Below are 12,282 nucleotides of genomic sequence, written 5' to 3'. Positions count from 1 at the left end.
ACTCACGTATTGTGAGCGCCGGTCACAGGATGTCGCCCCCGAACCGCCTGCTGAACGATCGTGACGAGTCTTCCGACCACATCACTGCGAGTGAACTGCGCCGTACGAACGTGTCATGCACCTCGGCTGCTCACATTCCGCGACCACGCGCTGCGGCACTTCTGTCGAAGGAGGACGGTTCATGGGTGATCTCGTTCTGATTCGCCACGGTGAAACCGAGTGGACCCTCTCGGGTTGGCACACCAGCTTCACGGATCTGGCGCTCACGGCGGACGGCGAGGAACAGGCGCGCGCCGTTGCCCCGCTTCTTGCCGAGAGGGAGATCGCTCTGGCTCTGACCAGCCCTCTGCGACGCGCGGTGCGCACGGCCCAACTGGCCGGGTTGACCGACGTGAGTGTCGATGTCGACCTGCATGAGTGGAACTACGGTGCGTACGAGGGCATCACCACCGCAGACATCCACCGCAGCCGACCTGGTTGGAACCTGTGGACCGACGGCAGCCCGTCCGCAGCAGACGGCCATGTCGGCGAAAGCCCTGAACAGGTCGGCATCCGCGCCGACCGCGTCCTGGCACGCATGGCATCACTGTTGCAGGACCCGGGATCAGGCGATGGCGTCCTCGTCGCACACGGTCATTTCTTGCGTGTGCTGACTGCTCGTTGGCTGGGGCTGCCTTCTTCGGCCGGCGCCATGTTCGCACTGGGTACGGGAACCCTCAGCCGTCTCGGCACCGAACACGGCCGGCCCGTGATCAGCGCTTGGAATGTCACGGCCCGGACCCCTTCTGCCCGGAAATTCGAATTTGTTGCATGGGCTCATGACTGTCCATGACGACGACTGCACATCGTGTCGCACCAGGTGTGGCCGGGTGTTGCCGTCCTTTCCCGGCGTGGCACACAGACCGATTCGCTGCTTTCTGTGAAATGTCGAGGTGGATTGGGTGGGGTTGCAACCTGTGGAAGACATAGGGTCGCCGGAGGTGCGGGCCAGGGCGTTCACCGAGCATGTGCTGCCGGAGGTCGCGGGGCTGCTGCGCATGGCACATACGCTCACCTCGCAGCCCGCCGATGCCGAGGACTTGGTGCAGGACACGCTGTTGAGTGCCTACCGGGCCATCGACAGGTTCGACGGCCGGCACCCACGCGCCTGGTTGCGGACGATCCTGCGGCGAACCGAGCTCAATCGCCGGCGCAGACGCAGGCCCCAGCTTCTGAACGATCTCGACCTGGAGCTTCCCCAACTCACAGCGGCCGGAGGGGTGGAGTCCCCGGAGGAAGTCGTGATCGGCGCATGCATTCATGAAGCCGTCGGCGCCGCGCTGACCACCCTCTCACACAATCATCAGCAAGTGGTGCGCCTGGTCGACATCGGAGGGCTCACCTATGCGGAGGCGGCGCATCTCCTCGAGGTGCCGGAGGGCACCGTGATGAGCCGCTTGTACCGGGCACGCAGGCGTATCCGAGTCCAATTGGCAGCGGCCGGACTCGCGCCCGAGCGGCCCAGAACGCCGACGGCGTCGTGACCGGGACAAGGACCAACCATGCGTACTCGGTAACCATTCGAAAAGCGTGGCTCCGGTCACCAAAAAGCGAATGGCCCGGAACTGTCGCGGCAGGCAAGCGGGGTTCTAGCGTGTTGACCCGGATCGCGAAGCCGCGACCGACGCCCTTCCGCGTCACCGCACCACCCCACCGCATCGAGACGCGAAACCGGGTCGACGCCGGCGCCGCACCTGTCGCCGGCCACCTTCAGGCATCGGTTCGTCATCACCCAACACTCAAACCGACCAAAGACAGCGGACGAGATCCCACTGCGCCGACTGAACGATCCTCGTGCGCTTCTCCTTTCCCTAGGCGGTAGTAATGGAAGACAACACGAAGCTTCACGCCGATGTCCTCGTCATCGGATTCGGCAAGGGCGGTAAGGCAGTCGCCGCCAGAATGGGGCATGCCGGCAAGAACGTCGTACTGGTCGAGAGGTCCGACCGAATGTACGGCGGTACCTGTCCGAATGTCGGCTGCGTACCGACGAAAGCACTGGTTCACCATGCGGGGAAGCGCAGGCCGGGCGACTCCGCGCAGGAGTGGTACGAACGATCCGTAGGGCAGGTCGAAGCATTGACGTCTCTTTTCCGTGCAGGCAATTACGACGGCCTGAACGGTATGGACACCGTGCGGGTCGTCACAGGTCATGCCACCTTCATCGACTCGCACACCGTTGAGGTCGACAGCGAGGGCAGCCGATCGACCGTGAGCGGCGACACGGTCCTGATCAACACAGGGTCCGAACCGGTGATTCCGGATGTGCCCGGTCTGAAGGACAGCAAGTACCTTTTGACCAGCGCCGAACTGCTCTACACGACTGTCCTCCCGCGACGCCTCGCGATCATCGGTGGTGGGTACCTGGGGCTGGAATTCGCGTCCATCTACCGCCGCTTCGGATCAGAGGTGACTCTTCTTGAGGGTTCACCCAGGATCCTCGGCCGAGAAGACGACGACATCGCCGACGCGGTGCAGACCATCCTCACCGAGGAGGGCATCGACATCGTGACAGGGGCGCGCATCCTCGAGGTGCGCGACAACTCGGAGGACGCGACGGTCCTCTTCGAGGTCGGGGGTGACAAGCGCAACGTCAATGTCGACGCACTGCTCGTCGCTGCGGGGCGTCGGCCGGTCACCGAGGGCTTGGGCCTGGAAGCCGCAGGAGTCGAGACCACGGACCGGGGTGCGGTGATGGTCGACAAGTTCCTGCGCTCGAGTCAGCCACACATTTTCGCGCTCGGTGACGTCAACGGCGGTCCTCAGTTCACCTACATCAGTCTCGACGACGGCCGGATCGTCCTCGACCAGCTCATCGGAGAGGGCCGGCGCAACACGGAGGACCGAGTCGCCGTGCCGCAAACGCTCTTCATCACCCCGCCGCTGGCCACGGTGGGCCTCACCGAGAGCGAGGCACGAAGGACAGGGCGCAAGATCAAGATCGCCAGCCAGCCCGTGGCCGAGATCGTCGCCATGCCCCGCGCCTATGTCGTGGAGGAGACCCGCGGGATGATGAAGTTCATCGTCGACGTGGACACGGACGAGATCCTTGGAGCCGCACTGCTCAGCACCGACGCTCAGGAACTCATCAACATCGTCGCGTTGGCGATGCGCCAGGGCGTCACAGCGGCGGAACTCCGCGATGCCATCTACACCCACCCGAGCTCGACCGAGGCATTCAACGACGTCCTGAGCACGATCATACGCAGCGACCAGTAGGGAGGGAGGTATCGCAGCGATCGCCTGAACCGCGCAGCGGCCGTTTCATCCCGCAAGGACCGTGTCGTCCCGGCCGTCTGACAGCGGATTTCAACCAGCGTCAGAGATCATCCACTTTGAGGGGAGTCACCGTGCCTGAGCTTGCCCGCATCGAGCCCACCGCCGCGACCGGAGAGGTCGCAGAGCTGTACGCCCGGATGAAGAAGTCGATCGGGGCGATCCCGAACATGGCCCAGTACATGGCCAACAGCCCCGCCGCCCTCAAGGCCTGGCTGGCCCTGTCCGGCGCCCTGAACGAGGGCGCGCTGCCCCCGGCCGTGCGTGAGCGCCTGGCACTCAGCACGGCTGAGTACAACCGCTGCACCTACTGCCTGTCGGCCCACACGTTCCTCGCCAAGAACGTCGCCAAGCTGGACCAGGGCGAGATCGACCACGCCCGCGACGCCGCCTCGAACGACCCTCACGTGGACGCGATCCTCAAGCTCTCGGATGCCATCGCCCGTGGCCGTGGTTCCGTCGCCAAGCAGGACATCGAGGACGCCCGCCAGGCCGGTGTGAACGACGGGGAGATCGCAGAGATCATCGGCCACCTCGCACTCAACGTCCTGACCAACTACTTCAACATCTTCACCGACACCCCGAGCGAGTACCCCGAACTCGTCACGCCGAGAGACTGACGACGGTCGTCGTAGCGGACTCATCGCGGTCAAGGAGCACCGGACTGCGTCCACCGGAACGGATGCGACGGAGTCGACCTTCCGAGCAGGGTGCGTCAGCACGGACCAGGCCGTCCCGGTGGACGTGTCGGCGCAACGGTGCGTTGCGTTCAGCGCCATACCAGCGTTCAACGTCCACCGTGGCGGCGCACACTGTCGTCCTGGCACTGCGCGGCCACCGCGTCCACGGGGCCGGCACAGCGGCCAGGGTTCCGTGGGGCATGCCGAACCGACGAGCCTCCCGAGACAGAACGACGCCCACCGACAGGCAGGACGGAAGGCATCCGCACGCCGAGTCCCGGGAACGCCGCACCGGCTCGCATCCTCGGGAGTGCGTGGGCATGAGGGCACCCGGGGCAAGCCGCCGGGTGCCCTCATGTCCACGGGTGCCGCCTTCTTGCCCTGCCGGTGGAGAGTTGTCCGCATCGGTCGACTGGCCCAAAGGGACGCGCGCCTCATCGCGCTGGCCGCGGTAACGGCATCGCTCCTGCGCCCGCGTCGCACGTTGGTGCCGCTCAGTCCGTCGTGATGCGGAGCCTGATCGTGCGGGATTCAGGGCGCAGGGCGAACTCGGGCCACACATCGGGTCCACAGGCCCGAGAGCCGAGCCCGTGCTGAGCCGCATCGACGATCAGATGACTGGTCGTCGACTCGGGAAGCTCAAACGGGTGTCCGGCCTGTGCGATCTGCTGCGGGGTGTGGCGGCTGAGCGTGAAGCCAGGGCGGCGTCCGCGTGTGTCCGGGATCGTCACGATGCGCAGCACCTTCGAGCCGGCACTTGTCAGCGCCAACTCCCGCAGTTGGGAGCGGTGGCCGGTCTCCTGGGGTCGCGCGTACTCGACGGACAGATCGTGGACGGTGGAGGAGAAGCGGCCGTTGCGTGCCGCGTGGAGACTGTCAGGATAGGACTCGAACGGGCCGAGGCCGAACCACTTGGCGCCGTCGACGGGAGCCGCGCCATCGGGGAAGTCGAGACGAATCCCGATCCGCGGCCACACGGTCTGCCAACCGGCCGAGGGCTGGATCTCCACACGCAGCTCCAGTTCGCCGTCTTCGAGCGACCAGACCGTCTCCACCATCACCGACAGGGCGGAGTGCGCCGCGGAGACCTTGGAGATCGTTCGCAGGGCTTCCGGTGCCCGCTCCACGGACAGTCGCCGTGTGGTCAGCCGGTCGAGACCGTCGCGACGCCACAACTGGGCATGGGAGACCCCGGGGATGCTGGCGTCGCTGTCCTCGACGTCGCCGGACGTGCCTTCATCGTTGTCGGTCGGAGCACGGAACAGTTCCAGTCGCGGGCCCGCCACGGCGCGGCCGGCGAGTCGCACGAGGGAGCCGTCGATGAACTCGGCGATTCCGAGCGTCAGCGTTCCGTCGCTCTGCCGCCAATCGGTATGCGGTCGAGCAGCGGGCACAGGACGAGAGGCCGAACGGTCCAGCTGGGCGGTCGCGACCACATGTCCTTCGCGCGCCCAAGCGGTATCGGCCGCCAGCACCGCGTCGACGGTGAGCCACGTCTCCCCATCGTGCGCCACCGGGATCGGCGGAAGAGGCACACGTTCGGACTCGCCCACGGCGACGACGGAGACCTTCATATCCCCGGAATCCACGAGCGTCCCGTCGTGCTCGACGCGCCACCGGAAGCGCAGGTCGGATGTGTCCGCCGAGTGCCGGAGATTGGTGACCACGACGTCGTCACCGTCGAAGGCGAAGCGGACCGGCTGCACGACTGCCTTGTACTCGTGGAGGCCAGGAGTCGCAACGTCGTTGCTCAGCACCATCCCGTCCATCACGAAGTTGCCGTCGTGCACGACCTCGCCGAAGTCGCCGCCGTACGCGTAGTAGGGCCTACCGTCCGGCGTCGTCGTGAGGATGCCGTGATCGCGCCATTCCCAGACGAAGCCGCCGTGCAGCCGAGGATGCTTGTGCACTAGCGCCTCGTACTGGTCGAGTGCTCCTGGCCCGTTGCCCATGGCATGGGCGTACTCACAGAGCAGGAACGGCTTGGTGCGCTGCCGAGCGCCCTGCGCGGGAGTGCAGTTCAGCAGCGCCGCGCGTGAGCCGTCGGTGCCGATCTGCTCGGTCTCGAGCACCGACGCGTACATGCGCGCATAGATGTCGGTGTATTCACCGGTGTGGTCACCCTCGTAGTGGACGGGTCGTTCGGCGTCCCGGGCGTGCACCCACGCCGACATGGCGGCGAGATTGCTGCCCGTGCCCGCCTCGTTGCCGAGCGACCAGATCACGACGCTGGGATGGTTCTTGTCTCGTTCGACGGTGCGCTCGATGCGGTCGAGATACGCATCACGCCACAGCGGGTCGTCGCTCGGATTGCCGACCCAGTCGAGTTTGTCGAAGCCGTGCGTTTCCAGGTCGCATTCGAGGACGACCCAGAATCCGAGTTCGTCGGCAAGGTCGAGCAGTCGTGGATGCGGCGGGTAGTGGCTGGTGCGGATCGCGTTCACGTTGAACCGCTTCATGCGGGCCAGGTCTTCGCGAGCGTGCTCCTCGTCGAAGACACGACCGCGCTCGGGATGGGTCTCGTGCCGGTTCATCCCGTGGAACACGACGCGGCGACCGTTGACGAGGAACTGGTCCTCGCGGATCTCGACCGTGCGGAAACCCGCCCGCAGGGAGATGGTCTCCGCGGCCGAGGAGACGGTGACGTCGTAGAGGCGCGGCTGCTCGGCCGACCAGGGCTCCACCCCGTCGATCTCGAACGCGGTCACGTCGGCCGCTGTGTCCCAGACCTGCTCGACGCCGAGTTCCGGCAGGCGGAGGGTGACCGGGAACGCCGCCGCATCGGCGATGACCTCCGCCTCGACGTGCCCCCGCCCGTTGTCGAACCCGGTGCGCAGCCAGACGTCCTCGATGCCTCCGACCGGTCGTGCGATCACGGTGACGTCGCGGAAGATTCCGGGCAGCCACCACTGGTCCTGGTCCTCGAGGTAGCTGACCGCCGACCACTGGTGCACACGCACAGCGACGACGTTGTCGCCCGGCCGTACGGACGAGGTCACGTCGAATTCGTGGGCCAGCCGGCTGCCGCTGGCGCTGCCGATCTCGTCGCCGTTCACCCACAGCTTGAAGAGCGACTCGACACCGTCGAACCGCAGCACGATGCGCTCGGCCTCCGACCAGTCGGCGGGCAGGTCGAAGTGGCCGCGGTAGTCGCCGGTGGGGTTCTCGTCCGGGACATGGGGTGGGTCGATCGGGAACGGGTACTGCACGTTGGTATAGATCGGCCGGCCGTAGGCTCCGTCACCCTGGAGCACCCAGTGCGACGGAACCGTGATGCCGTCCCAGCCCTCGTCGTCGAATCCCTCGGACGCGAAATCCTCCGTCGTCGGCACCGTCGGCGACAGACGGAAACGCCAAAGCCCGTTGAGCGAACGCGAGGGGGCGTCGGAGTGCAGCCACGAGCGCGCGGGGCGCAGCGCGCCACGCCCAGGCGTGGTGTCCGAAACATATGCGGAAGGTTCGGAAGGCACGAGGTCACAACTCTTTCTTGATAGCAAAGCGGATCCGAACGCCGACTGCACTCGCGACGCGGGTGATCGGGGCTTGGTGGTGGCCTCGATCACCGGCGTCGTGCAGAGAAGGCCGGCTCCAGAAATGGGGGGTGCGCTCAGGGTCGTTCGCCTGTGCCGTGGATCGTGCATCTGCCGATCACCGTGGGGCCGTCCCTTGCGTGCGGATGGAGTTGTCTACCGGACCACGACCGTTCGGATCTCCCACGGGCCGAGGGCGAGTTCGAGTCCGTCCGCGACGGGCGTCGTGGAGAGCGGCCGTCCGAGCAGGTCGACCGTGGTGGCTTCCGTGAACGCGCCGGTCACGCGGATGGTCGAGCCCGCGTCGCTCATCGCCGTCAAGCGCACCTCGGTGCCGGCACCGCGATCGTCGTCGGTGACGCGGCGGATGCTCGAGACGAGGACGTCCGCACCGTCGACCTGCACGCCGGTGGCATCGGGGGGCAGTTGACCTCCGGCGGGCGCGGTCCCGCGGGCCACCAGCACGTCGTTGCGGAAGTCTTCGGCGAGGGCGACCACGTTCGCCCCCTGCCAGCCGGCTGCCGAGGGCACGACGGCGAAGCGGCTCTCGATGCGCATGCCGAGGTCCTGCGCGCCGGGTGCGGGGATCTCGCTCGCCGCGGGCTCGTCACGGAGCGGGTGGATGTTCACGCTGATCGAGCCGATCGCGCGCAGCACGGTGACGGCGAGTTCGGAGCCCTCGCCGACGAGTTCGTACTCGGTGGCGTGGTCGAGCAGTACGTTGGCGGCGCCTGCCGACACGAACGAACTCGCGGGGAAGGTCGGGATCGGGAATTCGCCCCAGCCGCCCTCGGCGGTGAGCCCACGCTCGGTGACGGCGAACTGCCCGGCCGACGCGGACCCGGCCACCGGCTCGGGCAGCGGCACGTGGAAGCGCAGCCGGTGGTCGGCGGACTGGTTCAGGAACGACGTGGACACGCGCACGAACGGCTCGCCCGCACGCACCTCCACAAGTGTCTCCACCGGGGTCGACACGGTGTGGCTGCTGCGCAGGTCGCGGTCGGAGGAGAGCGCAGTGGGCCATGCGTAGACGCGGGTGACACGCAGCCTCGAACGCAGGGGGCCGTCCTCGAGGACATCCACGGCGACCTTCGTCGGCTCCGACACGAGCACGTCCTGCGCCGGGGGAGCGTAGTTGTAGCTGTCGCCCCGGTCACCGCCGTCGACCAGCCGGCCGACCCCGCGCAGCACGGTGCCGTCGGCTCCGGTCACATCCAGGGTGCCGTCCGCGGCGACCTCCACCTCGACCAGCCCGTTGGCGAGTGCGCGGGTCGTCGCCGTCGCAGGCGCGTCCGGCATGGACTGCGCAGCAGCCCGGTCGCTCGGCTCGACCCGGAAACTCGCGAGCCCGGAGGCGGGAACGTTCATGCGCACAAGTGCGGTCGCCCGCGCCTCCTCCAGCGTCCGCACCGTCCACTCACCCGGATGCGCGGCGGCCGCGGCAGCGACCTCCCTGCGCAGGATCAGCAGGTCGAAGGGGCCGTTGGTCGGTATCTCGGCCAGGTGGAAGACGAGGGACCCCGGGGTGAGCTCGTAGCGGTCGATCAGCCGGCCGAACAGCTCCCGGCGGTGGATGCGGCGCAGCACACGTCCGAGCTGCGAGGCGTCCATGCGTTCGTCGCTGAGCACGGTCGGGGCCTTCGAGATCAGCTGCACGGGGTGCGACGAGCCGTCGGCGTCGGTCGCGACCAGAACGGTTTTCTCGGGCGGCGCCACGACATCCACCTCGACTGCCGCCGTGCGAGCGAACGGCAGCGGATTGACGACCAGGTAGCCGTCGCTCGGCACCCGGGCAGCTGGCTCGGCGAGGGCAGCGTCCCGAACCGCCCGCGCAGCGTGGGTGGCTTCGGCGAGGCGTGCTTCGACCTGGTCGGCGGTCTCGTCGGTGCCGGAGCCGACGACCGAATCGTGCGCGCTCGATTCGATGATCTTGTGCCAGGCGAGTGAGAGGAAGGGCGAGTCGTCGCGCCGCGACCACAGCGCGTTCAGCCGCTCGGCGTGGTCGATGGTGCGCTCGGCGAGGGCCATGTGTTGCTTGAGCCTGCGTCGCACGGAGATCACGCCCGGGAGGATGTTGCCGCGGACATGGCTGCGCAGCTCACCGGTGACGACGGCGGAGACGTCGTCGCGCACGTGCGCGCAGATGTACTCGTCGAGCGTCGCGATGGTGATGGCTCGCTCGTCGCTGGATGCGCGCCGCAGCCAGGGCGCAAGCTGCGGGTCGGGCGCGTTGTGGTCGGTGCCGGCCATCGCGAGCACCGGGTCGCCGCCCCACCGCTCGGCCGTCATCTCGGCGTACTCGCCGAGCGCACGCCCGATCTGATCGGGCACGAGCAAGACGTCGAGTCCGTTGCCGTAGCCGTCGAAGAGGAACTCGGTGCGCACCTCGGAGCCGTCGGGGGCGCGCCAGCGGAAGGCGTGACCGTCGACGGATCCGGGAACACCGCGCCACAGCGCCGCGTGCTCGATGCCGGCACGCGCCAGGATCTGTGGCATCTGCGCGACGTGGCCGAACATGTCCGGCAGGTAGCCGATGGGCATGGAGCCACCGAGATCCGCCGCGGCCGCCCACCCCATCTGCAGGTTGCGCACAATGGTCTCACCGGAGCAGAGGAACTCGTCGAGCAGGATCAGCCACGGCCCGATGGCGAGCCGGCCGTCGGCGACCAGGGCCACGATCCGATCGCGGTTCTCCGGTCGCATCTCCAGGTAGTCCTCGATCGCGGCCATCTGCCCGTCGACGGTGAACCGGAAGTCCGGATCGGCCTCGGCCGTCTCCAGCACGGTGTCGAGGGCGGTGACAAGGCGGTGCCGGAACACCTGGAAGGGCTCATACCATTCCCGGTCCCAGTGGAAATGAGGCACGAAGACGGCGGATTTCTGCATGAGGGCAGGGACCTTCTGTGTGGGTGGTGCGACGTGCGTGAGAGAAGGGCGGGGGTGGGAGGTCACTTGAGGGAGCCGGCTGCGAGCCCGGTGCGCCAGAACCGCTGCAGCAGGATGAACAGGATGATCACGGGCACGATCGAGACCAGCGAGCCGGTGATCACGGACTCCTGAAGGAGTGGGGCACGGGCCGTCTGACCGTTCCACTCGTACAGGCCCAGCGTGATCGGGAAGAGCGACTCCTTCTGCAGCATCACCATCGGCAGGAAGAAGTTGTTCCAGATGGCGACGAACTGAAACAGGAAGATGGTCACCAGCGAGGGCGTCATCAGCCGGAACGCCACCGAGAAGAACGTGCGGAACTCGCCGGCGCCGTCCAGCCGCGCCGACTCGAGGAGCTCTTGGGGAACTGCGGCGGAGGCGAAGATACGGGCGAGGTAGACACCGAACGGGCTGACGATGCTGGGCAGGAACACCGCGAGGTAGGTGTTGACGATCCCGGTCGCCGAGAACAGGAGGAACAGGGGCAGTGCGAGCGCGGTGGTGGGAACGAGGACGCCGCCGAGGATGACGGAGAACAGGAACTCCCGTCCCCGGAAAGTGAACTTGGCGAGCGCGTAGCCGCACAGCGCGGAGATCAGGGTTCCGACGGCCGCGCCCAGCACCGCATAGATCACGCTGTTCAGAGCCCACCGGCCGAAGATGCCGTCACTGCGGCTGAACAGGGTGCTCAGGTTGTCGATCAGGTTGAAGTGCGAGAAGGCCAGCCCGTTGGTGGAGGCGAGGTCGCCCTGGGGTTTCGTCGCCGCGACGATCAGGAAGTAGATCGGCAACAGGAAGTAGATGGCCAGCAGGAACATCAGAGCCGTCACGGCCGTGCGGCTGACGCGGCTCTCACGGATCAGGGGCTGGTTGCTCACAGTCCGGCCCTCTTCGACGTCAGTCGCATGAACCCGAAGCTCAACACGAAGGTGATGACGGCGATGACCACGGAGATCGCCGCTGCCTGCTGGTAGTTGTTCCCGGAGGCCACCGCGTAGGCGAGCATGTTCGGGGTGAACGTGCTCGAGATGTTCGAGGAGATCTGGCGCAGCACGGCCGGCTCCGCGTAGAGCTGCAGCGTGCCGATGATCGAGAAGACTGTGGTGAGGATGATCGACGGGGCGATGATCGGGACCTTGATCTGCCACGCGATCGCCCAGTTGCTCGCACCGTCGATCTTGGCGGCCTCGTAGAGCTCCTGCGGGATCGACTGCAGTGCCGAGAACATGATCAGCATGTTGTAGCCGGTCCACAGCCAGGTGGAGACGTTCGCCGCCGACCACAGCACGGCATCCGGGCCGAGGAAGTCCGGCTGGAAGCCCATGCCCTTCAGCAGGTCGACCACGGGGCTGAGCTGCGGCGAGTACAGGTACGACCACATGATCGCCGCGATCACACCGGGCACCGCGTACGGCATGAACGCCGAGATGCGGAAGAACGACTTGGCCTTCAGCAGGGGGGTGTCGAGCAGCAGCGCCATGATCAGCGCCACGAACAGCATGACCGGCACCTGCACGATGCCGAACAGTCCGATGCGCCCGATGCTGGCCCAGAACTCGCTGTTCTGGAACACCTGCGCGTACTGTTCGAAGCCGCCGAAGGTCGTGTACGACGTGCCGTACTGGCCGCCGGTCCGGCGCACGACCAGGAAGCTCTGCCAGAGCGCATAGCCGACCGGCACCAGGTAGAACAGCACGAACGGCAGGAAGAACGGGGTCAGGAACGCGACGATGACGCCGGCCCGGGGGCCGCCGCCGTTGAGACGACGGCGACGGCCCTCGGTCTGTGCCACCACGCGGGTCGCGCGGGTTGCGATGTCGGTCATGCTG

At 67.1% G+C, this 12,282-nt stretch carries 8 protein-coding genes; 4 read left to right on the top strand and 4 right to left on the bottom strand.

Annotated features, from left to right (window positions below):
• The first annotated feature begins 181 nt into the window (after positions 1-181).
• The 4 genes from VXC91_RS22405 to VXC91_RS22390 all read left to right on the top strand — a co-directional run bounded on the left by VXC91_RS22405 (position 182) and on the right by VXC91_RS22390 (position 3,935).
• Positions 182-832, top strand: a complete 651-nt coding sequence (locus tag VXC91_RS22405; RefSeq protein ID WP_329509099.1) for a histidine phosphatase family protein — start codon at positions 182-184, stop codon at positions 830-832.
• A 109-nt stretch (positions 833-941) separates the two neighbouring features.
• A complete protein-coding gene (locus VXC91_RS22400; RefSeq protein WP_329509098.1) occupies positions 942-1,523 on the top strand; it encodes an RNA polymerase sigma factor in 582 nt (193 codons plus the stop codon).
• A 340-nt stretch (positions 1,524-1,863) separates the two neighbouring features.
• Complete coding sequence (locus tag VXC91_RS22395) at positions 1,864-3,258, top strand: FAD-dependent oxidoreductase (RefSeq protein ID WP_329509097.1); 1,395 nt, start codon at positions 1,864-1,866, stop codon at positions 3,256-3,258.
• Between the two features lie 131 nt (positions 3,259-3,389).
• Positions 3,390-3,935, top strand: a complete 546-nt coding sequence (locus tag VXC91_RS22390; protein WP_329509096.1) for a carboxymuconolactone decarboxylase family protein — start codon at positions 3,390-3,392, stop codon at positions 3,933-3,935.
• 554 nt (positions 3,936-4,489) lie between these two features.
• Here VXC91_RS22390 and VXC91_RS22385 read toward each other — a convergent pair.
• The 4 genes from VXC91_RS22385 to VXC91_RS22370 all read right to left on the bottom strand — a co-directional run bounded on the left by VXC91_RS22385 (position 4,490) and on the right by VXC91_RS22370 (position 12,278).
• Positions 4,490-7,465 carry a glycoside hydrolase family 2 TIM barrel-domain containing protein gene (locus tag VXC91_RS22385; protein WP_329509095.1) on the bottom strand — a complete coding sequence of 992 codons (2,976 nt, stop codon included), beginning with the start codon at positions 7,463-7,465 and terminating at the stop codon, positions 4,490-4,492.
• Between the two features lie 216 nt (positions 7,466-7,681).
• On the bottom strand, positions 7,682-10,411 hold the full coding sequence (locus VXC91_RS22380; RefSeq protein ID WP_329509094.1) for a glycoside hydrolase family 38 N-terminal domain-containing protein: 2,730 nt from the start codon (positions 10,409-10,411) through the stop codon (positions 7,682-7,684).
• 62 nt (positions 10,412-10,473) lie between these two features.
• The gene (locus VXC91_RS22375) at positions 10,474-11,331 is read right to left on the bottom strand and encodes a carbohydrate ABC transporter permease (RefSeq protein WP_329509093.1); all 858 of its coding nucleotides are present in this window, start codon (positions 11,329-11,331) and stop codon (positions 10,474-10,476) included.
• Entirely contained in the window at positions 11,328-12,278 is a 951-nt protein-coding gene (locus VXC91_RS22370) for a carbohydrate ABC transporter permease (protein ID WP_329509092.1), read from the bottom strand. The genes VXC91_RS22375 and VXC91_RS22370 overlap by 4 nt, the downstream gene beginning before the upstream one ends.
• Positions 12,279-12,282: the final 4 nt, after the last annotated feature.

The sequence above is a fragment of the Streptomyces chiangmaiensis genome, from assembly GCF_036281785.1.
GTDB classification, from domain to species: Bacteria; Actinomycetota; Actinomycetes; order Streptomycetales; family Streptomycetaceae; genus Streptomyces; species Streptomyces chiangmaiensis.
This window is presented reverse-complemented; position numbering and strand designations above follow the sequence as displayed.

Coding starts and splice junctions, on each gene's coding strand:
- VXC91_RS22405 (WP_329509099.1), top strand. CDS start 182: ATGGGTGATCTCGTTCTGATTCGCCACGGTGAAACCGAGTGGACCCTC.
- VXC91_RS22395 (WP_329509097.1), top strand. CDS start 1,864: ATGGAAGACAACACGAAGCTTCACGCCGATGTCCTCGTCATCGGATTC.
- VXC91_RS22380 (WP_329509094.1), bottom strand. CDS start 10,411: ATGCAGAAATCCGCCGTCTTCGTGCCTCATTTCCACTGGGACCGGGAA.
- VXC91_RS22370 (WP_329509092.1), bottom strand. CDS start 12,278: ATGACCGACATCGCAACCCGCGCGACCCGCGTGGTGGCACAGACCGAG.